Source organism: Pseudactinotalea suaedae (genome assembly GCF_009733815.1).
Classification (GTDB): Bacteria; Actinomycetota; Actinomycetes; order Actinomycetales; family Beutenbergiaceae; genus Pseudactinotalea; species Pseudactinotalea suaedae.
In genome coordinates this window covers 33898-57030 of the sequence record NZ_WNXY01000005.1, presented here as the reverse complement: position 1 = coordinate 57030, position 23133 = coordinate 33898, and the positions used below count along the sequence as shown (strand labels likewise).

General features: G+C 69.0%; 22 protein-coding genes. 6 read left to right on the top strand and 16 right to left on the bottom strand.

Annotation, left to right across the window (positions count from 1 at the left end; translation table 11 throughout):
- Window positions 1-6: 6 nt before the first annotated feature.
- The 6 genes from GPA04_RS10155 to GPA04_RS10130 all read right to left on the bottom strand — a co-directional run bounded on the left by GPA04_RS10155 (window position 7) and on the right by GPA04_RS10130 (window position 5365).
- Complete coding sequence (locus tag GPA04_RS10155) at window positions 7-1371, bottom strand: NADH-quinone oxidoreductase subunit D (protein ID WP_156223979.1); 1365 nt, start codon at window positions 1369-1371, stop codon at window positions 7-9.
- Complete coding sequence (locus GPA04_RS10150) at window positions 1368-2108, bottom strand: NADH-quinone oxidoreductase subunit C (RefSeq protein WP_156223978.1); 741 nt, start codon at window positions 2106-2108, stop codon at window positions 1368-1370. Before GPA04_RS10150 ends, GPA04_RS10155 begins: the two co-directional genes overlap by 4 nt.
- A complete protein-coding gene (locus tag GPA04_RS10145; protein WP_156223977.1) occupies window positions 2105-2662 on the bottom strand; it encodes an NADH-quinone oxidoreductase subunit B in 558 nt (185 codons plus the stop codon). Before GPA04_RS10145 ends, GPA04_RS10150 begins: the two co-directional genes overlap by 4 nt.
- Before the next feature lie 8 nt (window positions 2663-2670).
- Window positions 2671-3033 carry an NADH-quinone oxidoreductase subunit A gene (locus GPA04_RS10140; RefSeq protein ID WP_156223976.1) on the bottom strand — a complete coding sequence of 121 codons (363 nt, stop codon included), beginning with the start codon at window positions 3031-3033 and terminating at the stop codon, window positions 2671-2673.
- A 31-nt stretch (window positions 3034-3064) separates the two neighbouring features.
- A complete protein-coding gene (locus tag GPA04_RS10135; protein ID WP_494546206.1) occupies window positions 3065-4402 on the bottom strand; it encodes a geranylgeranyl reductase family protein in 1338 nt (445 codons plus the stop codon).
- A gap of 264 nt (window positions 4403-4666) precedes the next feature.
- Entirely contained in the window at window positions 4667-5365 is a 699-nt protein-coding gene (locus tag GPA04_RS10130; RefSeq protein ID WP_156223975.1) for a demethylmenaquinone methyltransferase, read from the bottom strand.
- 98 nt (window positions 5366-5463) lie between these two features.
- On the opposite strand from GPA04_RS10130, the gene GPA04_RS10125 reads away from it, so the two are divergent.
- Window positions 5464-6381: a transglutaminase domain-containing protein gene (locus tag GPA04_RS10125; protein WP_156223974.1), complete on the top strand. Its 918-nt coding sequence runs from the start codon at window positions 5464-5466 to the stop codon at window positions 6379-6381.
- Here GPA04_RS10125 and GPA04_RS10120 read toward each other — a convergent pair.
- Window positions 6369-6797, bottom strand: coding sequence for a hypothetical protein (locus GPA04_RS10120; RefSeq protein WP_156223973.1), 429 nt, complete (start codon window positions 6795-6797; stop codon window positions 6369-6371). The genes GPA04_RS10125 and GPA04_RS10120 overlap by 13 nt on opposite strands.
- 110 nt (window positions 6798-6907) lie before the next feature.
- On the opposite strand from GPA04_RS10120, the gene GPA04_RS10115 reads away from it, so the two are divergent.
- Both GPA04_RS10115 and GPA04_RS10110 read left to right on the top strand, forming a co-directional pair.
- Window positions 6908-8179 carry an isochorismate synthase gene (locus tag GPA04_RS10115; protein ID WP_156223972.1) on the top strand — a complete coding sequence of 424 codons (1272 nt, stop codon included), beginning with the start codon at window positions 6908-6910 and terminating at the stop codon, window positions 8177-8179.
- Window positions 8180-8492: 313 nt separating this feature from the next.
- Window positions 8493-9932, top strand: coding sequence for an HNH endonuclease (locus GPA04_RS10110; protein WP_156223971.1), 1440 nt, complete (start codon window positions 8493-8495; stop codon window positions 9930-9932).
- Between the two features lie 162 nt (window positions 9933-10094).
- On the opposite strand, the gene GPA04_RS10105 is transcribed toward GPA04_RS10110, so the two are convergent.
- Both GPA04_RS10105 and GPA04_RS10100 read right to left on the bottom strand, forming a co-directional pair.
- Window positions 10095-11414, bottom strand: coding sequence for a S1C family serine protease (locus GPA04_RS10105; protein WP_194238949.1), 1320 nt, complete (start codon window positions 11412-11414; stop codon window positions 10095-10097).
- Between the two features lie 103 nt (window positions 11415-11517).
- Complete coding sequence (locus GPA04_RS10100; protein ID WP_206674190.1) at window positions 11518-11985, bottom strand: hemerythrin domain-containing protein; 468 nt, start codon at window positions 11983-11985, stop codon at window positions 11518-11520.
- Window positions 11986-12118: 133 nt separating this feature from the next.
- On the opposite strand from GPA04_RS10100, the gene GPA04_RS10095 reads away from it, so the two are divergent.
- Window positions 12119-12994 carry a hypothetical protein gene (locus tag GPA04_RS10095; RefSeq protein WP_156223970.1) on the top strand — a complete coding sequence of 292 codons (876 nt, stop codon included), beginning with the start codon at window positions 12119-12121 and terminating at the stop codon, window positions 12992-12994.
- 18 nt (window positions 12995-13012) lie between these two features.
- Here GPA04_RS10095 and GPA04_RS10090 read toward each other — a convergent pair whose 3' ends face one another.
- The gene (locus GPA04_RS10090) at window positions 13013-14116 is read right to left on the bottom strand and encodes an LCP family protein (protein WP_206674189.1); all 1104 of its coding nucleotides are present in this window, start codon (window positions 14114-14116) and stop codon (window positions 13013-13015) included.
- Window positions 14117-14214: 98 nt separating this feature from the next.
- Between GPA04_RS10090 and GPA04_RS10085 the strand changes: the two genes are divergently transcribed.
- Both GPA04_RS10085 and GPA04_RS10080 read left to right on the top strand, forming a co-directional pair.
- Window positions 14215-14865, top strand: a complete 651-nt coding sequence (locus tag GPA04_RS10085; RefSeq protein ID WP_156223969.1) for an arsenate reductase/protein-tyrosine-phosphatase family protein — start codon at window positions 14215-14217, stop codon at window positions 14863-14865.
- A 114-nt stretch (window positions 14866-14979) separates the two neighbouring features.
- Window positions 14980-16413, top strand: coding sequence for a tyrosine-protein kinase domain-containing protein (locus GPA04_RS10080; protein WP_156223968.1), 1434 nt, complete (start codon window positions 14980-14982; stop codon window positions 16411-16413).
- 115 nt (window positions 16414-16528) lie between these two features.
- Here GPA04_RS10080 and GPA04_RS10075 read toward each other — a convergent pair whose 3' ends face one another.
- From GPA04_RS10075 to GPA04_RS10050, 6 genes are read right to left on the bottom strand one after another with little or no spacing between them, the layout of a single operon-like run.
- The gene (locus GPA04_RS10075) at window positions 16529-17740 is read right to left on the bottom strand and encodes a glycosyltransferase family 4 protein (RefSeq protein WP_156223967.1); all 1212 of its coding nucleotides are present in this window, start codon (window positions 17738-17740) and stop codon (window positions 16529-16531) included.
- On the bottom strand, window positions 17737-18774 hold the full coding sequence (locus GPA04_RS10070; protein ID WP_156223966.1) for a glycosyltransferase: 1038 nt from the start codon (window positions 18772-18774) through the stop codon (window positions 17737-17739). Before GPA04_RS10070 ends, GPA04_RS10075 begins: the two co-directional genes overlap by 4 nt.
- 2 nt (window positions 18775-18776) lie before the next feature.
- The gene (locus GPA04_RS10065) at window positions 18777-19673 is read right to left on the bottom strand and encodes a D-glucuronyl C5-epimerase family protein (protein WP_156223965.1); all 897 of its coding nucleotides are present in this window, start codon (window positions 19671-19673) and stop codon (window positions 18777-18779) included.
- Entirely contained in the window at window positions 19673-20821 is a 1149-nt protein-coding gene (locus GPA04_RS10060; RefSeq protein WP_156223964.1) for a glycosyltransferase family 4 protein, read from the bottom strand. Before GPA04_RS10060 ends, GPA04_RS10065 begins: the two co-directional genes overlap by 1 nt.
- On the bottom strand, window positions 20818-21990 hold the full coding sequence (locus GPA04_RS10055; RefSeq protein ID WP_156223963.1) for an O-antigen ligase family protein: 1173 nt from the start codon (window positions 21988-21990) through the stop codon (window positions 20818-20820). Before GPA04_RS10055 ends, GPA04_RS10060 begins: the two co-directional genes overlap by 4 nt.
- Window positions 21987-23132 carry a lipopolysaccharide biosynthesis protein gene (locus GPA04_RS10050; protein ID WP_156223962.1) on the bottom strand — a complete coding sequence of 382 codons (1146 nt, stop codon included), beginning with the start codon at window positions 23130-23132 and terminating at the stop codon, window positions 21987-21989. The genes GPA04_RS10055 and GPA04_RS10050 overlap by 4 nt, the downstream gene beginning before the upstream one ends.
- Between the last annotated feature and the right edge of the window lies 1 nt (window position 23133).

Here is a 23133-nt window from a genome sequence, read left to right as displayed (position 1 = left end):
GACCGTTCATCTGTCCACGCCTCCGAGCACGGGGTCGATCGAGGCGACGGCGACGACCACGTCAGCGATCGTGCCTCCCTCGCACATGATGCCGAGCGCCTGCAGGTTGTTGAAGGACGGGTCACGGAAGTGGACCCGGTAGGGCCGGGTGCCGCCGTCGGAGACGAGGTGGACGCCCTGGATGCCCTTGGGGTGCTCGATCTGCTGGAACACCTGGCCCGCCGGGACGCGGAAGCCCTCGGTGACCAGCTTGAAGTGATGGATCAGCGACTCCATCGAGGTGCCCATGATCTGGCGGATGTGGTCGAGGCTGTTGCCCTGCCCGTCCGACCCCACGGCCAGCTGCGCCGGCCAGGCGATCTTCCTGTCGGCGACCATCACCGGGTGCTTGCCGGCGCGGTCCTGCGCCTCGAGCCGGTCGAGGACCTGCTCGACGATCTTGAGCGACTCACGCGCCTCCGCGAACCGCACGACCGTGCGGGCGTAGGCGTCGGAGTCAGTGTGGGTGGGGACCTCGAAGTCGTAGGTCTCGTAGCCGCAGTACGGCTGCGCCTTGCGCAGGTCGTAGGGCAGGCCGGCGGAGCGCGCGATCGGGCCGACGGCGCCCAGCGCCATCGCACCGGCCAGCGGCAGGTAGCCGACGCCCTTGGTCCGGCCGAGGAAGATCGGGTTCGCCAGGGTGAGCTTCTCGAGCTCGCCGATGCCGTTGCGGACCTTCGGGATCATCTCGCGGATCCGCGCGGGAGTGCCGGGCGGCAGGTCCTGGGCGACACCGCCGGGGCGGATGTAGGCGTGGTTCATGCGCAGCCCCGTGACCGCCTCGAAGATCCGCAGGATCTCCTCGCGCTCACGGAACGCGACCGTCATCATCGTGGTCGCGCCGAGCTCGTTGCCGCCGGTACCGATGGCGATCAGGTGCGAGGAGACCCGGTTGAGCTCCATCATCAGCACCCGGATCAGCGTCGCGCGCTCGGGGATGTCGTCGGTGATGTCCAGCAGCTTCTCGACCGCGAGGCAGTAGGCGGCCTCCTGGAACAGCGGAGCCACGTAGTCCATGCGGGTGCAGAATGTCACACCCTGCGTGTAGTTGCGGAACTCCATGTTCTTCTCGATGCCGGTGTGCAGGAAGCCGATACCCGCACGCGCCTCGGTGACGGTCTCGCCCTCGATCTCCAGCACGATGCGCAGCACGCCGTGGGTCGAGGGGTGCTGCGGACCCATGTTGACGACGACGCGCTCGTCACCGAGGCGAGCCGCGTCGGCGGCGATCGCGTCCCAGTCGCCGCCGACCGCGGTGAACTCGTGGACGCCCTCGGTGCCGGCGGCGCCGGCTCCGGCGGTCGCGCGCGGGGCGTTGGTCGGAGCGCTCATGAATAGCTCCTGCGGTTGTCGGGTGCCGGGATCGTCGCGCCCTTGAACTCCACCTCGATGCCGCCGAGGGGGTAGTCCTTGCGCTGCGGGTGGCCTACCCAGTCGTCCGGCATCTCGATGCGGGTCAGGGCGGGGTGGCCGTCGAAGATCACGCCGAAGAAGTCGTAGGCCTCGCGCTCGTGCCAGTCGTTGGCCGGGTAGATCTCGACGAGGGAGGGGATGTGCGGGTCGGCGTCGGGTGCGGCGACCTCGAGCCGGACGGTGCGGTTGTGCGTCACCGAGTTGAGCGGGTAGATGCAGTGCAGCTCACGCCCGGTGTCGTGGGGGTAGTGCACGCCCGAGACGCCCAGGCACAGCTCGAACCGCAGGTCCTGGTCGTCCCGCAGCGCCCGCGCGACCGCAGGCAGGTGCTCGCGCGCCACGAACAGGCTGAGCTCGTCCCGGAACACGACGACCTTCTCGATCGCGTCGTCGAACGCGATCCCCTGCTCGCCGAGGACCTCCGCGAGGAGGTCCACGATCTCGTCGAAGTAGCTGCCGTAGGGCCGCTCGCTCGGCCCGGGCATCGCGATGGTGCGCACCAGCCCGCCGAAGCCGGAGGTGTCCCCGGTGCCTGCCGCACCGAACATGCCGGTGCGGACGTCGACGAGGTCGAGCGGTGCACGCTTGGCTCGTGCGACCTCCTGCACCTGCTCCGGCTGGCCGTCGCCATCGGCCTGGACGTTCTCCTCGGTCATGCCAGCAGACCCTTCATCTCGTGGGTCGGGGTGGCGTTGAGGGCGGCCTCCTCGGCCTTGCGCGCGATCTCCTTGCGGTGCGGGCCGAAGGCCTGCCCCTTGATCACGTGCTTCTGCAGCTCGAGGATCGCGTGGATCAGCATCTCCGGGCGCGGCGGGCAGCCGGGCAGGTAGATGTCGACCGGCAGCACGTGGTCGACGCCCTGCACGATCGCGTAGTTGTTGAACATGCCGCCCGAGCTGGCGCACACGCCCATCGAGATGACCCACTTCGGGTCGGCCATCTGGTCGTAGACGGTCCGCACGACCGGCGCCATCTTGTGGCTCACGCGCCCGGACACGATCATCAGGTCCGCCTGCCGCGGCGAGGCGCGGAAGACCTCCATGCCGAAACGGGAGCCGTCGAAGCGCGGGGTGCCGAAGGCCATCATCTCGATCGCACAGCACGCCAGGCCCATCGTCACGGGCCACAGCGAGGCGCTGTGGGCCCAGCCCACGAAGTCCTCGACCTTGGCCAGCGCGAATCCTGCCGGGCTCTTCTCGTCAAAGCTCATGGCACACCTCAGTCCCAGTCCAGTCCGCCACGGCGCCACTCATAGATGAAGGGCACCGTGATCAGGAACAAAAAGCCGAGCATCGCGATCAGCCCGAACATGGCCAGCTCCGTGAAGGCGACCGCCCACGGGTACATGAAGACCACCTCGATGTCGAAGATGATGAAGGTCATCGCGACGAGGTAGTACTTGATCGGGAACCTGCCCATGCCCATCGCGTGCGGGCTCGGCTGGATGCCGCACTCGTAGGCGTCGACCTTCACCTTGTTGTAGCGCTTCGGACCGATGACGGCGGACGCGGCGACGCCACCGATGGCCATGAGCAGCGCGAGCGCTGCCATCACCAGGATCGGGATGAAGGGGTTGGTCATCGGGTTCCTCGGATCTTCCTCGCTGGTGCCGTCATGCTGCCGGCACGATCTTGGTCAGCGCGGTGATGATGCGGTCGGAGGCGTCCCCGCCGCGGGTGTCGTAGCTGTCGGAGAGAAGCTTGAGGACGAACCGCATCAGGTGCTTGCGCGGCAGCCCGTAGGTGGTGCAGATGCGCATCACCTCGGGACGCTCGATCACCTTGACGAACGCCCGCCCCAGCTGGAAGTACCCACCGACGTCGTCGGCCATGCGGCTCGCGTACGTCGCGAGCGTGCGCTCGCGCTCCGCTGCGGTCTCCCGCGCCAGCGCCTGGCCGATCACGTCGGCGGCGATCCTGCCCGCCTGCAGCCCGTACGCGATGCCCTCGCCGTTGAACGGGGAGACCATGCCGCCGGAGTCACCGACGAGGACCAGCCCGCGCCGGTACAGCGGCTTGCGGTTGAACGCCATCGGCAGCGCCGCGCCGCGCACCGGACCGATCTGGTTCTCGGGCGTGAACTCCCACTCCGCCGGCGCGTTCCGCATCCAGGTCTCCAGCAGCGATCGGTAGTCGAGCTGGGTGGCCCTGGCGGTCGAGGAGACCGAGCCCAGGCCCACGTTCGCGGTGCCGTCACCGAGCGGGAAGATCCAGCCGTAGCCGGGCAGCAGCGCCGACTTGCGTGGCTCGCCCTCCCAGAGCTCGAGGTGGGACTCCATCCACTCGTCGTCGTGACGAGGCGTGCGGAAGTAGGTGCGCACGGCCACGCCCATCGGGCGGTTGTCGCTCTTGGTGATGCCCATCGAGGTGGCCAGGCGCGCCGAGACGCCGTCGGCCGCGATCACGACCGGTGCGCGCAGCACCAGGTCGGGGCTCGCGCCCTCGTCTCCGGCGATCTTGCGACCGCGGGCATCGACCTTGCGCGCGGTGACGCCCACGATCCGGCCGGTCCTGTCGTCCATGACCGGTCCGGTGACGCTGACGCCCTCCATCAGCTTCGCGCCGGTCGCGCGAGCGTGGTGGGCGAGCGTCTGGTCCAGGCCGGTGCGTGCCTTGGCGAGCCCGTACGAGGGGTACCGCTCGATCTCGGGCCAGGGCAGGTGCAGGGTGTGACCGCCACCGATGACGCGCAGACCCTTGTTGCGCATCCAGCCGTCCTCGGGGCGCATCGGCACGCCCATCCGGACGAGCTCGGAGACCGCACGTGGGGTGAGGCCGTCGCCGCACACCTTGTCGCGCGGGAAGGTGGCCTTCTCGAGGAGGATCACCGACCGCCCCGCCGCGGCCAGGTAGTGCGCGGCCGAGGAACCTGCTGGACCGGCGCCGACGACGATCACGTCGGCGTCGTCGTCCATGGTCCGGACCACGTCAGCACCTGCCATTTCCAGCATCTCGAAGTTGCTAAAATCCCTGTTATTGCGCGAGTCGGTCACGGTTCCTGCACCGAACGCGCACGCCTCCCGACCTTAGCGCCGATCCGCCGCTGCTCTTGCATCGCGAAGCGCCCGCTCCCCCGCGTTCCGGCGCCCCAGAACGGGCTGAGCGCTGGTGGTCGGTGACGCAGATCACGTCCCGCGATCCGCCGTCCGGGCGTTGCCGCCCGGCCGTCGCGCTGCGCTCCGGCTCGAGGTCTGCCGCGTTCCTTCCCGGGCGCCTCAGGCTGTGGGCCTGCTGGCCCGGTGGAGGGCCACGACACCGCCGAAGAGGTTGCGGTAGCCGACCTTGATCCAGCCGGCGGCGGCGATCTTGCGCGCCAGCGCGCGCTGGTCGGGCCAGGCGGCGATCGACTCGTTGAGGTAGTCGTAGGCGTCGGTGTTCGAGGACACCGCGCGGGCGACCAGCGGCAGCACGTTCGTGTTGTAGAAGCGGTAGCCGGCGCGCCAGAGCGCGTTCGGGGGCGTGGAGAACTCGCAGATCACCAGCCGGCCCCCCGGCTTGGTCACCCGGAGCATCTCGCTGAGCGCCTTGTCGGTGTCGACGACGTTGCGCAACCCGAACGAGATCGTGACGGCGTCGAACTCGCCGTCGGAGAACGGCAGGTCGGTCGCGTCGCCGACGACGAACGGCAGGTCGGGTCGACGTCGTCGCCCCACCTCGACCATGCCCGGCGAGAAGTCGCAGGGAACGACGTCGACACCCGCGTCGGCGAGCGGCTCGCTCGAGGTGCCCGTCCCTGCGGCCAGGTCGAGGACCCGCTCACCCGGGAGCGCGTCGATCGCCTTGACGGTCTCGCGACGCCAGTGGCGGTCGAGTCCGAAGGTCAGCACGTCGTTGGTGAGGTCGTAGTTCTTCGCGACCCCGTCGAACATGCCGGAGACGGCGGCGGGATCCTTGTCGAGGTGGGCGCGGGACATGGCGGCCATTGTTCCGCACCGCGGGTGCCGACAGCACCGGCACCCCCTCGGGGGATAACCGCGTGCGCCCGGAGCGGGCGTGCGCGAAGGTGGGATCCATGACCAGCCCGCACGCCGTCGTCGACCACGCAGAGCACACGCCGTACTCGGATCCGGGCGCGCACGCGGGGCTGCTGGAGGCGCTCCCCACGGATCTCGCCGAGCTCTCGGCGGTCGCGCGGAACGTGATCGTCCACTACCGCTCCGAGGGCCTCGACCTGCCGGCCGAGACCGAGGACGACATCAACCTGCGATGGGTCGAGCGGATGCTCGCCACCGACCAGGAGCGGCACGGCACCCCGCTCGCGGAGCCACGAGCGGAGACCGCGCGGTTGCAGGGGTGCTGCCGCGACCACACGTTGCTGTGCGTGGCGGCGCTGCGGACGCACGGGGTGCCGGCGCGGTCGCGCGTCGGCTACGCGGGCTACTTCCATCCGGGATGGCACGCGGACCACGTGGTGGCGGAGGCGTGGCTCGACGGCCGCTGGCGCCGCTTCGACCCCGAGATCGGGAGCGACTTCGCCGCGCTCCCCCACCCCACGGACATCCCGACGGCGGAGCTGGGCTCGACCGGGTTCGTCACCGCTGCGCAGGTGTGGGCCGGGCACCGAGCGGGCACGGTGGATGCCGATCGCTATGGCGTCGACCCCCACGACACGCTGCTGCGCGGCGAGCGGTTCGTGTTCGACGAGGTGATCTTCGAGGTGGCCCACCGGTTCGGCGACGAGCTGTTGCTGTGGGACGGGTGGGGCCGGATCGGCGTCCCGGGCACCCCGGTCACCGAGGAGGACGCGGCGTGGGCCGACGAGGTCGCGGCGCTGCTGCTCGCCTCCGACGCGGGCGACCTCGACGCGGAGGCCGCGCTGCTGGAGCGCTATCGATCCGATCCGGGCCTGCACCCCGGGGCCGAGATCGTGCAGGCCTCACCGCGCGGCGATGGTCTGCTCACGGTGTCGCTGGCGGATCAGCGCGGCTGACGTCGCGCCCACACCCCGGCGAGGGCCGTGCCGACGGAGCTGAGCGCCAGGCCGGCGGCGGAGGCGACCGGCGCGAGGGTCCACTCGTCCTCCTCGCAGCCACCGACCATGTTGCCCTCGTCGTCGAAGCCGTCCACGCACATCCAGCTCGGGTCGGTCGTCAGCGCGGCCACCACCACGGCGACGACGGCGACCAGGACGGGCAGCAGCATCCCGAGCGGCCGGACGCCGAGCAGACCGAGCATGAACCCGGCGCCGGCCGCCAGCACGGCCAGCCAGAGCAGCGAGGGGGCGGGAAGGTCACCGATCACGCCGGCGGGAGCTGTCAGCCACGGCCAGATCGCGCCGACCACCAGGCCGCTGATGCCGAGCGCCCCGGCCACGAGGGCGCCGGTCAGCAGGGCGGAGCGGTTCACGGGTGCGCTCGCGTGCTCATCCCGGTGAGTATGCCGTGCCGACCCGGCCGCGGTGAGGAACGTCGGGCCCGGTTTCGCCGGGCGTCGCGCTGCGACATACCCTGAGCGCGATGTCTCTGCCGCTCGCCCACACGCTTGTCGCACGCACCGTGGAGGTGCCTGATGTCGGCGACCTGCTCGAGCGGCTGCCGACCGCGGGACTGGGCCGCGCGCTGTCGTGGGTCCGCCGTGGTGACGGGCTGATCGGGCTCGGCGAGCTCGCCCGGTTCGAGACCTCCGGCGAGAGCCGGTTCGCCGACGCGGACGCCGCCTGGTCCGACATGGTCGCCGGTGCGGTGGTCCGGGACACGGTCGGGCTGCCCGGGACCGGCCCCGTGTGCTTCGGCTCCTTCGCGTTCTCCCGGCGATCGCGCGCCGGCGGCGTCGTGGTGGTTCCCGAGATCGTGATCGGGCGCCGGAACGGTGTCAGCTGGGTCACCACCATGAGCACCGGCGCCTTGCCGCCCTCGGGCGATGCCGCGGACCTGCTGCCCGCCGTCGAGCCGTTGCGTGCCCCGACCCGGGTGAGGTTCAGCGACGGCGCGCTCGCCGCCGCCGACTGGCAGGACAGCGTCCGCGAGGTCATCGACGTGATCCGGTCGGGCGCCGTCGGCAAGGTCGTGATGGCACGGGACGTGATCGCGGACCTGGACGGCGAACCTGACGCCCGACGGGTGCTGGGTTGGCTCGCCGCCGAGTACCAGAGCTGCTGGACGTTCGCCGTCGACGGCATGATCGGCGCCACCCCCGAGCTGCTGGTGCGCCGGGAGCGCGGGCTGCTGTCGTCACGGGTGCTGGCCGGGACCATCCAGCGGACGGGTGACGACGCGCGCGACCTCGCACGCGCCGGAGCGCTGGCGCGCTCGTCGAAGGACCTGGAGGAGCACGAGTTCGCGGTCGACTCGCTCACGGCGTCGCTGCGCCCGTTCGTGGCCTCGACGTCGGCCCCCGAGACGCCGTCGGTGCTGCACCTGCCGAACGTCATGCATCTCGCGACCGACGTCACGGCGGTGCTCGACCCCGCGCACGCGCAGATGAGCTCGCTCGCCGTGGCGGCTGCCCTGCACCCGACGGCGGCCGTGTGCGGCACCCCGACGCTCGACGCCGCCGAGGTCATCGCCGAGCACGAGCGCATGGACCGCGGCCGCTACGCCGCCCCGGTGGGATGGATGGGCGCCGACGGCGACGGGGAGTGGGGCATCGCGCTCCGGTCAGCCGCCGTGACCGGCCCCACCTCGTTGCGCTTGTTCGCCGGTTGCGGCATCGTCGCCGCCTCCGACCCCGCGGCCGAGCTCGCCGAGTCGGAGGCCAAGCTCGCGCCCATGCGGGACGCGCTGAGCTGAGCCGGCCCTTGGGCTGAGCCCGCCCTCGAAGTAGGCCGGCCGCCTACCCGCCGGTGGGTGGCGCACCCGGGTCAGCACAGGCCCTGGCGAGGTCGGAGCGCTTCCGCGCGTCGGTGTCGACCGGCGCTCCGTCCATGGTCGGCGGGTCCCCGGTCTGGCCGAGGCGACACGCGGCGTATCGCCAGAAATCAGCTGTCCTGAACCCTTGCGGTGTCACTACAGCCAGAGTAAAATAGAACACATGTTCGTATCGCGGTCGGCATCGCACGAGGGACCGACACCCTCGGCGCCTGAGGCTGCCGCGGTACAAGCGATGGTGGCCACCCTGGCCACGGGTACCGGGCCGCAGGGCGTCGGCGCTGAGATCGACGTCGAGCGGGTCGAGCTGATCCGGGCGCTCGAGGACCTGAAGAATGCGGCCGCGGGTCTGCAGGTCGGCGTCGCGGAGGAGCTGGACCGATCGCAGCGGGCGCAGCAGGTTGCGGCCGGCGTGCCGGCCGAGAAGGTCGGGCAGGGCGTGGCGAGCCAGCTGGCGCTCGCCCGGCGCGTCTCACCGCACCGCGGCCGGCGGCACCTGTCGCTGGCGCGGATCCTGCGCACCGAGCTGCCCGCCACCTACGCCGCGCTCCGGGCCGGTCAGATCACCGAGTACGCCGCCACGCTCATGGCGCAGGGCACCGCGTGCGTCTCCGTCGAGGATCGCGCAGTCATCGATCACGAGATCGCCGGCGACCCGGTCCAGGCGCAGCGCCTGGGTGAACGAGGCATCCAGGTCGAGGCGGCGAAGGCCGCTTATCGGCTCGACCCCGCCTCGGTCGTGGAGCGACGTCGCCGAGCCGAGAGCGATCGCTGCGTGAGCCTGCGGCCCGCACCCGACAGCATGACCTACCTGACGGCGCTGATGCCTGTCGCCGACGGGGTCGCCGTCTACGCCGCGCTCACCAGAGCAGCCGACACCGCTCGCGCCACGGGCGCGCCGCGTGCTCGCGGCCAGGTGATGGCCGACGCGCTCCGTGACGCGGTGCTCGGGGCCGCAACGGCCGGTACGGCTCGCGACGTCGGAGACCGCGGTGAGGCCCGAGGCGGCGTGGGCGACGCAGGCGTGGCACCGGAAGGCGCAGAGCACACCGGGGCGCCTGCGGGCACCGAGGTGGTCCTCAACCTGATCATGAGCGAGCGCCAGCTGTTCGGCATCGGAGCCGCCAGCGAGGGCGAGGTGCTGATCGGCGGACCCGCCGGTGGCCTCGCCCACATCGACGCCGACCTGGCCCGGCAGCTCGCGGCCCTCACCCCGGCGGACCGGGTCTCGGTCCGGCGCCTCTACCAGCACCCCGGCAACGGTGAGCTCGTCGCGATGGACTCCCGGCGCCGGCGCTTCCCACGCGGGCTCCAACGCCTCATCCGGTTCCGAGATCAGTACTGCCGCAACCCCTGGTGCCGAGCGCCGATCAGGCACACCGACCACGCACGGCGATCGAGCGACCACGGACTGACCTCGTTCGGCAACGGGCAAGGCCTCTGCGAAGCCTGCAACTACGCCAAGGACGCCCTCAACTGGTCCACGGCAGCGCGATCGGACGAGGCCGGCCACCAGGTCACCATCACCACCCCGACCGGCCACACCTATCTCACGTCACCGCCCGCACCACCAGGCAGCTGGGCGCCACCCCAGGAGTCGTTTCGCACCATCGTGAGCACGCGGCGCCAACCCGTCCTCGAGATCGTCCGCACCGCACCGCCGGGCGCAGCCTGACGTCTCGGCCTCGACGGGCTCGAGACGACACGACACGACCCGGTACGACGCGAGACGGTTCGCGGGTCTCATGGCGGCGTCGTCCGCAGCCGACACGACGAACCCGCCGCAGGCTCGAAGGCCCGCGGCGGGTGAGGGCGCAGCAGCAGGTGCCCGGTCGCGCTACTCCTCTGCCCGTGTCGCCAGCGTGACGGTCAGATCGAGGCTCTCCCCGCCGCGGATGACGGTCAGCGTGACCTCGTCCCCCGAGGAGTACTGCCGCACGAAACCGGTGAGCGACTCCGCGCTGCCGACCGCATGGTCGTCGATACCGACGACCACGTCGCCCGGCTCGAGCCCGGCGCCTGCGGCCGGGGTGTCCGGCATCACCTCGACGACCTGAGCGCCCTGCCGCGTGACGCCGTCGGCACTGCCCTCGCCCTCCTGGAGCGTGACGCCGAGGTAGGCGTGCTCGGCCCGGCCGTCGGCGATGAGCTGGTCGGCGATGGTGGTCGCGAGGTCGATCGGGATCGCGAAACCGAGGCCGATGCTGCCGGAGGCGCCACCACCCGAGAGGGTGGCTATCGAGGACGTGATCCCGATGACCAGGCCCTGCTCGTCGAAGAGCGGTCCGCCGGAGTTGCCCGGGTTGATCGCGGCGTCGATCTGGATCGCGTTGGTCACCGACGTGCTGCTCGAGCTCTGCGAGGACGCGGCCACCGGGCGGTCCAGTGCCGAGATGATGCCGGTCGTCACCGTGCTGTCCAGTCCCAGCGGGTTCCCTACCGCCATCACCGACTCGCCGACACCCAGGTCACCCGAGGTGCCCAGCGTCGCGGGCGTCAGGTCCTCGGGCGGTTCGGCGATCTGCAGCACCGCCAGGTCGGTCGTGGGGTCGGTGCCGACCACCCTGGCCTCGTAGAGGCGTCCGTCCCACAGCATCACCTGGGCGGACGTGGCCCCCTCGACCACGTGGTTGTTGGTGAGGACGTGCCCCTCGCTGTCGAGGATGACCCCCGAGCCGGCCGCCTCTCCCTGGGCCGCCCGCACGTCGATCGCGACCACGCTGGGCCGCGCCGCGGCCGCGACCGCCTCCCAGTCCGGGCTGCCGTCGACCGCCGCCGAGACGCCCTGGACCTGCGTGATCTGAGGATCTCCGCTCGCGGTCCCGGGAGCAGCGTCGTCACGGAGCAGGTACGCCGTACCCCCGGAGGCCAGCGTGGCCGCCAGCAGCGCCGCCGTGACGGCGGTCAGCGCCGTGCGCGGCCTGCGCGGCCGCGGAGCGTTCGGCGCCGGCTGCTGGATGGGTGGGGTCGGCGGAGCCGGCGGCTGCTGTCCGGTGCCGAAGGACCCGAAGGGACCGGGGCCGTAGCCCGCGTACGGGTTCGGGCTCGGGCTCGACGGCGGTCGGACCCCGGCCGGCGAGCCGGGCGACTGCCATCCTGGCGGCGGGGCCGAGCTCGCGCGTCCGGCGCCCTGCTCTGGCTGTGTCGTGGTGGTCATCGATGCCTCCTGGGGCGAGTGCTGATGAACCCCATGACACCGCGCCAACCTTCGACAGCTCTCCAGGAATCCTGAGGGTTTCCTGGGAGTCCCGGAGCCGCAGTCAGGCCAGCGGCCCGAGTGCCCGCTGCGGCTCCACGTCCAGCTCCAGGTACCCGAGCGGACCGAGCAGCTCGCGCTGCTCGTAACGGAAGTGCGACTCCATGACGGCACCCACGCCGTCGAGATGCTGCCGCAGGACATCCGGGCTGGCGCCCGTCCCGACGGCGTCGCGCAGGCCGTTGAGGAGGTGCTCGATCATGCTGTGGTCCTGTCGCAGCCGGCCGACCGCCTCCGTCAGGTCCGGCCGGTCGCGGAGCACCGCGGGGAACAGCGTCTCGTCCTCGGCACCGTGGTGGCCGGTGAGAGCGGCGCAGAAGCCCCAGCAGTAGAGGAGCACGTCGACCCCCTCCGGGGTACCGGCGTCCTCGAGCCCGTCCTCGGCGAGCTCCAGCGCCTCGCGGAGCCGCTCGTGCACGGTTCGCATCTGAGCCGCCCAGGCGATGGGTCGGCTGTCGGAGGTCTCAGTCACGCTGGGAGCCAGCCTAGGAGGTCGGCCGGGCCGGTGTCTCGGACACTGTCCCCACGACCGTGTCACATGCTTGTCTCAGACCGGCGTTCCGCTGCTCCTCGTAGGTGGAGCGCCCGCGAGCACAGGAGAGCCGATGAGCACCGCCGCACCCGAAGCCCCCGCCGAGGAGGACAGCTACCGCCTCGAGCTGCAGGCGACCTACCGGTACCTGAGGCTGGCGATCATCCTGCTGACCTTGCTCCTCGGCACCGCCGTCTGCCTCCAGATCCTCTCCGACGGCGGTGCGGTGCTGCCGTCGGTGAGCGCCTACTACTACACACCCGCGCGCGGCGTGTTCGTGGCGAGCCTCTGCGCCGTCGGGGCCTGCATGGTGATCCACCGCGGCCGGAGCGACCTCGAGGACGTGCTGCTCAACTTCTCGGGCTACCTGGCGTTCTTCGTCGCCTTCGTGCCGACCGCACGCGACGGCGTCGCCGCGATGCCGGACGACGTCGTCGACGCCGTCATCAACAACACCTGGGCGATCCTCATCATCGGGGCGGTCGCGTTCGTCGTCGAGATAGCGGTGCTGCCCCAGCGCGAGCGGTCCACCCACACCCGCAGCGGCCGCGCCGCGCTCGTGTTCAGCGCGCTCGCCTACCTCGGCCTGCTGCTGTTCTTCCTGCTCGCTCGCCGCTCGTTCCTCGAGTGGGGGCACGGGCTCGCCGCGATCGTGCTGTTCCTGGGAATCGTGGGCGTGGTCGGCGTCAACGGCGTCGCGATGGCGCGCGCCCGGCAGGAGGCAGGCCACTCGACCCGGACCCGCTGGCTCAACCGCTACACCTACGGCTTCCTCGGGATGATCGTCTCGGCGGCCCTGATCGTGCTGGTGGTCCGCCCGCTCCTCGAGCAATGGATCTTCGTGCTCGAGGCCGCGCTCATCGCCCAGTTCCTCGGCTTCTGGATCACCCAGACCGTGGAGCGCTGGCACGAGCCCGAACCGCGTCAGGACGCGCTCGTGCCCGGATGACGCTCGTGATCGAGCGTCCTAGGAGACAGTGCTACCGAGAACGGTGAGATCAGGGTTGTCCGCAATGTACTGAGCCACGTCGTCGTCGGAAGCGATGACATCCATGAGAGCGTCGAACGGTCCTTGGTCGAGCACGACGATCGACTGCCCGTCACTGCTCGTGTCTGTTCCCGCCACGGGCACCGTCATGAATGTGAGATCGGAGGGCAGCACGTCTCGGAGGCTCAGGGCGAGACTGCGCATCTTCGCGATGGTGAATCCTTCATCGACAGCAACCGAACCGGCCACAGTGCGCAAGAACGACGTGAGCTCGATCGGGTCGCGAAAGACACCGGCGCGGATGGCGGCTACATAGATCGCGCGCATCCAGTTCTGCTGACGTTGCACGCGGTCGAAGTCACCACCTATGAGCCCGTACCGCTGCCGCACATAGGCCAGCGCCTGCGCGCCCGTGAGCGTGTGCGTACCGGGTTCCAGGTGTACGTCGCCACTGTCCATGCCGTTTGGCAGGTGGATATCTACACCGCCGAGGTTGTCAGTAACCGCGGCGAAGGATTCGAAATCGGTGACCGCGAAGTGGTCGATGTGGATCCCGGTGAGCTGTTCGAGAGTCTGAATCAGCAACGTGGGTCCACCGAAGCTGAACGCAGCGTTGACCTTGTTCATGCCCCAACCGGGTATGTCGACCCACGTATCGCGGGGAATCGAGATGACCTGAGCGGACTGCCGGTCACCCGGCACGTGGACAAGCAGTATTGCATCCGTACGTTCGGCACCGAGCTCCCACTGATCAGGATTCCCGATGTGGATTCTGCTGTCGGAACCGAGCACCAGAATGTTGATGGGATCGGGGACGCTTGCTTCACGCCCGGCACTGTCTGGGCGGTCGGTCAGGGACTCGAACGGGTCGTCTATGTACTCGATCTCGCCCTTGATCTGGGACTGCACGACCAGCCCGGCGATCGCCAAGCCTCCGGCGATCACGACGATCAGCACGCAGGCAAGCAACGCGATGACGCGGCTGCGGCGGCGTGGTCGCCGAACGGCGCGCTCTTCGCTGGTCTTCTCTGCAGCAGTGGGAGCGTCAGTAGTCTGCTCGGCGGCGTCGTCGTTGTCGCCCACTGTCCACCCCCTGTCCGACCATGATAGACGTCCCCACCCCAGACCGGGCGGCCGTCGGCGCGTGGTCAGGCGCTAGGTGACTGCCTTAGCCTGGGCAGGTGCCGTTGCCCAGTGATGTCGATAGGCCGCGGCTCGTCCAGGGTCGGTTCAGGATCCTGACGGTGTGCACCGGGAACGTCTGCCGGTCGCCGCAGGCTGCTGGTCTGTTGCGCGCTCGCCTGCCTCTGCTGCTGGGTCCGGACGTCACCGACCTGCTCACGATCGAGAGCGCCGGCACGCGCGGCCTCGAGGGTTCACCGCTGGATGATCAGGCAGCCGGCGAGGCCGTCCGGATGGGTGTGTTCGACGTCGATGCTCACCGGGCCAGGCAGCTTACGCGCTCGTTGGTCGAGCGCGCCGACCTGGTGCTCGGCCTGGAGCGTGCCCATCGGGGCGCCGCGGTGGAGCTGGATCCCTCGGCCAACCGGCGGGCGTTCACGCTGACCGAGTTCGCGGCCGTGCTGGAGACGCTGGTTCCCGCGCAGGACGTGCCCGTGCCTGGCCATGGAGCGGTCCTGCAGGCATTCTTGGCCGACGTGGTGGCGGCAGCGACAGCAGCGCGCGGTGGCGTCGCGGCTTCGCAGAGCATCAACTACGACATCGAGGACCCGTATCAGCGCGAGACGAGGGCCTACCGGCGCTCGGCGGGTGCGATCGAGGCCGCCGTGGACTCGATCGTCAGGCGGCTCGGAGCCCTGGCGGGTTCCTGAACACGTGATGCGCGAACGCGTGCACACAGCTGCTTCCGCGCCGTTGGCGACCCTCACGTGAGAGCATGACGCGTCGAGCACCGAAGATCGCCGCCCCCGAGCCTGAGAAGCAGCGTGGAACTCACCGATTACCTGCGGATCATCCGGAAGAACTGGATCGCGATCATCGTGATCACGTTCCTTGGCATCGGCGCGGCGCTGACGTACTCGCTTCTCCAGACCCCCCAGTACTCGGCCACGACGAGAGTCTTCGTGTCCACACAGGCGGGGGACACGAGCGCCGAGCTCGCACAGGGCAACACCTACACGTTGTCCCGGGTCAAGACCTACGCCGAGATGGCTACGAGCGAGCGGGTGCTCGACGGTGTCGTTGATGCCTTGGACCTCGACGTTGAGCCTTATGACCTGGCACGGCAGGTGGCAGCGACAACCGTCGCGGACACGACAATCATTGAGATCACTGGCACTAGCACAGACCCAGAGCTCGCCGCCCAGATCGCGAATGAGACGGCGATCAGCCTGGCGGTCGCTGTAGACGAGGTTGAGACGGTCCGAGGGCAGCCGAGCCCCGTCCAACTCACGACGATCCAGAGCGCACGCACACCGGAGGCCCCGGTCAGCCCGCGGACCACCCTGAATCTGGCCCTCGGCGCCATATTCGGTCTCGCTATCGGCCTGGGGCTCGCGATCCTGCGAGAAGTCCTCGATACCCGTATTCGGTCGACCCGTGACCTCGAGGCGGCGACCCGACATCCGATTCTCGGGTCCATAGCCTTCGATCCGAAGTCGAAGCAACAGCATCTGGTGGTGCACACGGATCCGACGAGTGCCCGCGCAGAAGCGTACCGAACCTTGCGAACAAATCTGCAATTCGTGCAGGTCGACGGGGGCGATCGCATTTTTGTGGTGACATCGTCGCTCTCAGAGGAAGGCAAGAGCACAACGAGCGCCAATCTCGCCCTGGCTTTGGCCAGCGCCGAGCAGACCGTGCTCTTGATAGATGCGGATCTGCGGCGGCCGCGGTTGGATCAGTACCTCGGCATTGAGGGATCCGTTGGCCTCACAGATGTCCTCATCGGGCGGGCGCGGGTCAACGACGCAGTTCAGCAGTGGGGGCCGGACCAGCTCTACGTCTTGCCAGCGGGCCGGATACCCCCTAATCCCAGCGAATTGCTCGGATCTAAGAGCATGGCTTCGATGCTCGAACTACTTCGGCCGGAGTTCGAATGGATTATCATCGATGCTCCGCCGTTGCTGCCGGTCACAGACGCGGCGGTGCTTGCCGGTCAGGCATCCGGCGTGATCGTCGCTGTGGCTGCCGGGCGAACAACCGAGCATCAACTCGAATCGTCACTTGACCTGCTCGAGACGGTCGGTGCGCCGATTTCGGGAGTAGTCCTGACGATGGCTGCCGGCAGAGGCAGCGAGTACGGATATGGATACGGATACGGATACGGAGAGCGAGACCGTCGCGGTTCGCCGGCCAGCGCAGTTCGTCAGGCGCAGCGCCGTCGGACGCATGCTCGCCCCAGAGCATCCTCCCGGTGACGACGCAGAACGTGTGGGCACCTCCGTCAGACCTGCTGGGACGAGATCTGGGCGGGCAGACGACGGATACGAACCAGCTCGACACTCCCAGAAGACCGGCGAGGCATCTTCGCTCTCAGAGCGATTCCAGCGCTTGTAGCAACTGGTGCGCGAGCCGATCCAGATCATGATGGTTGGTCGCATAGGTCTGAGTACGTGCTGCGGTCTCCGCCCGGTGTTTACGAGACATGGCGCTGACGCGCTGCATAGCGCTGGCGATCGAGCTAGCGTCACCTGGTCGTGCTTCAACGACGGCACCCGATGAGGTCGCTGGGTTCTCGACGGCCGGACCGGCATAGATGAGCGGAACCCCGGCGGCAAGGTACTCGACCAGCTTGTTCGGACTGAGGCCGTACCGGAAGACCGGCGCGTCGAGCAAGTGGAACACATTCGCTGTCGCCCGGCTCATCGCGGTGCGGGCGACGTCCTTCGGCAACTGTCCGGTGAACGTGACGTTGTCCGCGCCGACTCGCCCAGCCAGGGCCACCAGAGCGGCTCGCTGAGGCCCGTCACCCAACACCATGAGGTGGCTGCCGGCCGCACGGCGTCGCGCGGCAGCTTCGACGACGGCGTCTAGCGCGTTGGCCGATCCCAGCGAGCCAGCGTAGAGAAAGACGTCGGTGCCGGTTGCGACCATCGCGTCTATGCGGTCGATCACCTCGTGACTGGTCGCTCGTCCCGTGACCTTGCCTACTCCGATGCCGTTGGGTATGTGCAGGTACCGGCGTGGCGCCAGACCACGCTCAGCGAAGTAGTCATGGGTGCGCGGAGGCACGCCGACCGTCAACTCGGCGGTCGACACCACATGGCGTTCCAGGCGGTATAGCAGTCTCGCTGCCACTCCCTCTCCGTCGATGCCACCAAGATCGACGAGCGTCTGCGGCCACAGATCTCGGATCTCCACGGCGACCTTGGCCGGGGATCGTCGTGTAGCCCACAGTGCGGCGAGCACACCACCCGGGTGGGGCGTCGAGGCGAGCACGACATCGCTGGCAGCGATCAGCCTCCGCTCGCGCCAGACCTGCGCCGCGAACGCAGCCATATCCACAGCGCGAGCTACCCCGTTGCCGCTGTACCCAGGCGTCCATAACGGGCGCAGCCACACCCCGGCGATACGGCGCTCAGTGATCCGCTCCGACCCGGGGCCACCAGCGAAGTGGTTGAACGAGCCAGAGAGCACCACGACATGGTGCCCGGCCGCAGCCCAGCGCGACGCGAGGTCCAGGTGCCGTGTCCCACCGCCGGCTTCGGGCGGTACGACGTACTGGTTGACGACGACGATCCTCATCGGCTTGCTCCGGTGCACAGGCGTACGATCGCGTCGAACAGTGAGTCTCGATCCTCCACCTCTCGTGCCCAGTGCCGGTTACCCCCTATCCGGGCCCCCACCGTTCCGGGCGCCGCCAGGGCAGCGGTGAGCGACTCCAGCACTGGCTCCCCCAGCAGAGTGACGGCCGCGCCGTCTTCAGCAAGCTCGCGATAGGCAGGCACGTCCGCGAGCAGCACGGGCACACCGGATGCGATCGCTTCGACGACCGTCGTCGAGCGCTGATCAGCACGCGGCACCGAGACCACAGCGTCGGCTGCCGCGAACAAGTCCAGCAACTGGTCGTGCGGCTGACGTGACAGCGTGACTGTGGCACCGGCGCGGCATTGCACGCTGCGACTGCGATCGTCTGCCGCGGTGTCGATCTCGACGAGGCGGAGCTGCGTCCGAGTGGCTTGAGCGGCGACGAACGCACGGCGGACCTCATCGTGCCGGTACACCGCGCCGAGACCGCGTGGCGCGAGAACGATCAGGTGCTCTTCAGACAGGCCCAGACGAGCGCGGACCGCAGCCCGGACCCCATCGCCGCGCTCAGCGAGCGCGGCCTGCGCCACACCCCACGAGCGGACAGCAGTATCGACACTGATCGCCGGCCAGCCCTGCGCGATCGTCCTCGCCATGGCGCGCGATGTCGCCAGCACCAGATCCGCCTGACGGAGTACGAAGGCGGCCGCACGGTGCCGGACGACAGATCGCGTCGCCGCCTCGACCTCGCTGCCCCACGGGACCACGATCGTCCGGTGCGCGCGTGGAAGCAACGCACCCAGCAGTCCGTGGGTGCCCAGCGAGTGAACGACGGAGACCGCAGGGCGAGTACGCCACCGTTCGGCAATCACACGCGACAGGAGGTGGTGGCGTGAGACCGGGCTGCTCGACGTGCTGAGCCCGACCGTGCGGACATCCCAGCCACGCTTGCGGAACTCCTCGACCCACAGCACGGTGTGGGCCGACGACTGCGGCCCTACGATGCGGACGGTGCCGGCGCCGACCTCCATCACTAGACTCTAGTGATGAGCAGCCGGTCGACGACGAGCAGCACGCGGGCGCGCAACCGGGACCGAACTCGCCGCTCGTACTCATCGAACCGTCGGGCGAAGGCACCGAAGTCCATGCCGTAGAGGGTCTCGAGGACGGTCAGCAGCACGATGTGCAACCGGTGATAGTCGGGCGAACTCGGCGCCCGACCGAGCAGGTCATATCGCGAGTAGTAGCCGATATCCCATCGTGGCAGCAGGTCGTTCAACCGCAGGGCGACGCTCATCCCCGTATCACCGCCGAGAACGCGTTCGTAATCGTGCAGACCGAGCAACGCGAAGCACGCACCGTTGAGGATGTACGGCGCTGGTGTTGCAGGGCACTCCTCCGGAAACGCCGCGCCGTCGGCGTCGTAGATGGAGCAGCCACCGTGCTCGACGGACCGTAAGAGATGCGCGATCGCCGCATCGATGCGCTGCCGCACGGTCGCCGACTCGATCATCGGCAACGCCTCCACGCTCCTCAGCAGCGTGGACACCGCGAGGCCCTGTGCCATTGCTGAAGACCATCCGGGAGCTACGTCGTAGCGCGCCACACGGATCGGATAGCGCCAGGAACCGTCCTCCTGCTGAGCCGCAAGCAACTCCCGTATGGCAGCGGCCACGGCGCTCCGGTTGGTCTCCGTCACGCCCTCGTCGAGCTGCAACCGTGCGAGTACCCGGAAGCAGGTGGCCACCGGGTGGAGGAATGCCGTGCGCTCATCAGCAGGCTTCCAGACTGCGAGCACACCATCAGTCGGCTGCGGCCCGAACACCGTGCAGTCGATGGGGTACAGCGCGTCCCATCGCGATCGTGGCAATACCTTGTACTGCGTGCCCGCGGTGAGACCCCGCCGGATGAGGTGGCCAAGTCGCGTCATCAGAGGTCCATTGCCTTGAGATAGATCGCTTCGAGTGTGGAAACGGTCTTGGTGATGTCGAACATCTCGAGCACGTGCGTGCGCCCGGCCTGTCCCATACGCCGGCGAAGCTCTGGGTCGTCGGCGAGGTGACGAACAGCATGAGCGAGGGCGCCCTGATCGCCCGGCGGGACGAGCAGTCCGGTGCGTCCGTCGATGATGGTGTCGGGGAGGCCGCCGACTCGGCTCCCGATCACGGGCCGGCACATGAGCGAGGCCTCCACCATCGTGTACGACGCTGACTCGCTCAGGGAGGGGTTGACAAGGATGTCGAGGCCGGCGATGACATCCGGCATGTCGGTGCGATGTCCGAGGAAGTGCATCCGACCGCCACGGATCAGTGGCTCGGCGCGCTGCTCCAGCTCTCGCCGGTAGCTCCCGTCGCCGACGAACTCGTCGCCTACCACGAAGAACTGTAGACGGGCGTCCTGCTGGGCCAGCGCGAGGGCTGCGTCGATGAACACCTCGTGGCCCTTGACCCCGACCTCCCTGAATGACTTCAGGCGCGTGGGGTACATGTGCGCGACGAGCCCGACGGCGACATCTGTTGGCGTCATCCCGTACTGGTCGCGGAAGGTGTCGGCCGGGGTGGCGGGTTCGAACCGTTCGGTGTGGCAGCCGTAGAAACTGACGGCGGTGTGCCGAGAGCCCCGCTTGGCATAGGTATCGGCGAACTCTGTGCAGGATCCGACGAGGATCGTGTCCCATCGAAGCGTGGCCCGGTCGATCGCCGCGAGGGGCCGGCTCTGGAGGTGCACGGTGCCTGCGACCTGTGTCACCAGTCGCGGCGAACGACGTCCCCGCAGGATCATGCGCGCGAGGATGAAGGACTTGAACAGGTGGGCGTGCACGATGTCCCACGACCCGTCGCGCATCAGGGTTCGCAGGTCACGAAAGGCACGCACGTGCCGGCGCCACTCTCTCGGGTGGTAACCACGGAACGGAATGATGTGTACCGAGATGCCGGACTCTGTCAGCCGCTGCTTGACGCTACCCTCGCCCGGTACCACGACGTCGATGTGGTAGCCGCGACGCGCGAGTTCGGTGACCTGGTCGACGAACCACGATGCGCCATCGGCCGACCCACATACCTGGAGCAGCCGGATCATGGCAGGACCTCCGTTCGTTGGTGCTCGCGCACGCCCAACAGGGTCGCAAGCGGGACGATCGTCACCGGCGTCAGGAGCGGTTCGCCGAAGATCGAGCAGACGGCGGTCGCGGTGAGCGCCAGTACGACGGCAAGATCAGAGCTGGAGCCTCCGCGGTACGCGGCTCGGATGCGGCGAAGAGATGCAGCCACGACCGTGCCGAGGACCAAGAGGCCGATCGGGAGACCGAAGCCGGCGAGCAGAGACAGATAGGTGTTGTGCACAAACGTGTACCCGGTCGGTCCACCCTGCTGCTCGATGGCGGACGACAGAGCATGTATCCCGCTGCCAAGTAGGGGGTGGTCGGAGATGACGCCGAGCGAAGACTCCCACAGGTTGAGCCTGACGGATGAGGAAGGGTCTAGACCGCCTGCGGTAGTGAACTCGATGCGGTCGCGCACGAAGCCGGGTACAACCGTCAGCAACAGCGCTACGAGGGCTCCGACTGCGATGACTGCCCTGCGTCTCACCACCGTGAGGACAAGGAGCATAGCCCCGAGAGCCAAGTATCCGCTGCGGGAGAAGGTCAGCAGCAAGGCTCCCGCGGCCAAACCGCCAGCGGCCAGGTGCAGGACTGACGAGGTCTTCGAGAACGCCCCGGCGAGGGCGACCGCGAGACCCACGAGGAAGAGCAGAGCGAGAGCGTTCGCATTGAGCCATTGGCCACCCGCCGACACGCCCACCCAGGCATACCCCGGCTGCGCCCCGAGCCGCGGCAGTGCGTAGGAGATATAGGCGACGGCAAGCGTCGCAGTGGCGACCAACAGCGCGCGCTCGACGCTGCGCGGGCAGAGACGGCGCGCGACCTCGGTGGTGGTGATCCAGGCAGTGAGCACCGTGACCCCAAGGAGCACGAGCACGTCGAGATCGGCGGGAGCCAGGTAGGCGGTCACCATGATCTGCAGCGGCACCAGAATATGAAGAACGACGACCTGCATCCGCGGCTTGATGGCAGGTTTGGGGCGCGAGGCCAGCGCCATACCGAGACCGGCCGCCACGAGCAGACCGGCTGCCAGATAGGGGCCAGCCGTAGAGTTCCCGGCGATCGTTGCCGTCGCCATCACGAGGACGATCGGAAGAAGCCGTGGCAGCGAACGCGATCCGCGCAGCGGCTCCGTGGCGACGCTCATTCGCACTTCTCATCGCGTACTCGCACGGAGCAGATGACGGCGAACATCGTCGCGAAACCTGCGGAGACGGCGAGCGCGGCGCCGACGGCTCCCAGAGCCGGGGTTGCAGCGAGCTGCACGCCGACGCTGACGACCACCGCGAGCACGCTCGCCCACAGTACGGGCGAGTACCGCGATCGGGAGATGAGATAGCTCTGCATGACCCGCGCGTAGGCGAAGAGCACGACGCCCGGCACCATGATCTGCAGCACCAGCACCGCGCCGAAGTAGTCGGCTCCGTACAGCAGCGGGACGAGCCATGGGGCCAGAAGCGCAGTGAGCGTGCCGACGGCCGCGGTGAGCACCGCGATGCGGAGCCCGTTGCGGCGAACGGCGGCCGGTGTCGTCTCGACGCTGTAGTACCGGGGTAGGAGAATGGTCCCCGCTGCGACCGGCAGAACGAGCAGAAGATCGGCCACGGGTGATGCCACCGCGAAGAGCCCAACGGCTGTGGTACTCGACAGCAGTTGCAGGAGCGGCACTTGTACACGCATGAAGAACGCCTGCGAGATGGTGATCGAGCGGGCTCGGGAGGCCGTGTTCGCCACAGCGGACGTGCGGCCGGCGCGCAGGTTGTGCGGGTGGCCGCGGACCGCCCGTAAGAGGCAGACCAGAGCGACCAGGTAGCCAGCGAGAAACGCCAGCTGATAGCTGGCGACGCCAGCCCATCCCGTGGTCGCGAGCACCACGGTCACCGTGAGGTAGGTCACGGCGTTCGTGATGGTTGCGGCTACCCAGACCCACCAGTGCTGAAGGCCCAGGATCGCGTTGCCGTAGAGCTGGACGGCGACCACGGGCGGGATCGAGACGAGACAGATGATCAGTTGCGGGCCACTGAGCCCCAGCACGGCGATCGGAGCGAGGAGGACTACGACGACCAGCGCGAGTACGACGCCCGTGACCACGACGAGACGCCGTACGACGAGTCCGAGCACGTCGGCGACCTGATCGCACTTCGCGGTGCGCAGGGCCGCCGTCTCGAGGCCAGCGCTCGCGACGATCGCCGGTACCGCTGTCAGTGTGAGCGCCACGGCATACACACCGCGTTCGGCCGGGTCCAACGACCGCGCAAGCACGACACCGATCACCACCGACAGCGCCATC

Coding starts and splice junctions, on each gene's coding strand:
- GPA04_RS10115 (WP_156223972.1), top strand. CDS start 6,908: ATGTCTCTGCCGCTCGCCCACACGCTTGTCGCACGCACCGTGGAGGTG.
- GPA04_RS10155 (WP_156223979.1), bottom strand. CDS start 1,371: ATGAGCGCTCCGACCAACGCCCCGCGCGCGACCGCCGGAGCCGGCGCC.
- GPA04_RS10050 (WP_156223962.1), bottom strand. CDS start 23,132: ATGGCGCTGTCGGTGGTGATCGGTGTCGTGCTTGCGCGGTCGTTGGAC.
- GPA04_RS10070 (WP_156223966.1), bottom strand. CDS start 18,774: ATGGAGGTCGGCGCCGGCACCGTCCGCATCGTAGGGCCGCAGTCGTCG.
- GPA04_RS10105 (WP_194238949.1), bottom strand. CDS start 11,414: ATGACCACCACGACACAGCCAGAGCAGGGCGCCGGACGCGCGAGCTCG.
- GPA04_RS10075 (WP_156223967.1), bottom strand. CDS start 17,740: ATGAGGATCGTCGTCGTCAACCAGTACGTCGTACCGCCCGAAGCCGGC.
- GPA04_RS10140 (WP_156223976.1), bottom strand. CDS start 3,033: ATGACCAACCCCTTCATCCCGATCCTGGTGATGGCAGCGCTCGCGCTG.
- GPA04_RS10055 (WP_156223963.1), bottom strand. CDS start 21,990: ATGAGCGTCGCCACGGAGCCGCTGCGCGGATCGCGTTCGCTGCCACGG.
- GPA04_RS10150 (WP_156223978.1), bottom strand. CDS start 2,108: ATGACCGAGGAGAACGTCCAGGCCGATGGCGACGGCCAGCCGGAGCAG.
- GPA04_RS10110 (WP_156223971.1), top strand. CDS start 8,493: ATGGTGGCCACCCTGGCCACGGGTACCGGGCCGCAGGGCGTCGGCGCT.
- GPA04_RS10135 (WP_494546206.1), bottom strand. CDS start 4,402: ATGCTGGAAATGGCAGGTGCTGACGTGGTCCGGACCATGGACGACGAC.
- GPA04_RS10125 (WP_156223974.1), top strand. CDS start 5,464: ATGACCAGCCCGCACGCCGTCGTCGACCACGCAGAGCACACGCCGTAC.
- GPA04_RS10060 (WP_156223964.1), bottom strand. CDS start 20,821: ATGATCCGGCTGCTCCAGGTATGTGGGTCGGCCGATGGCGCATCGTGG.
- GPA04_RS10145 (WP_156223977.1), bottom strand. CDS start 2,662: ATGAGCTTTGACGAGAAGAGCCCGGCAGGATTCGCGCTGGCCAAGGTC.
- GPA04_RS10130 (WP_156223975.1), bottom strand. CDS start 5,365: ATGTCCCGCGCCCACCTCGACAAGGATCCCGCCGCCGTCTCCGGCATG.
- GPA04_RS10095 (WP_156223970.1), top strand. CDS start 12,119: ATGAGCACCGCCGCACCCGAAGCCCCCGCCGAGGAGGACAGCTACCGC.
- GPA04_RS10065 (WP_156223965.1), bottom strand. CDS start 19,673: ATGACGCGACTTGGCCACCTCATCCGGCGGGGTCTCACCGCGGGCACG.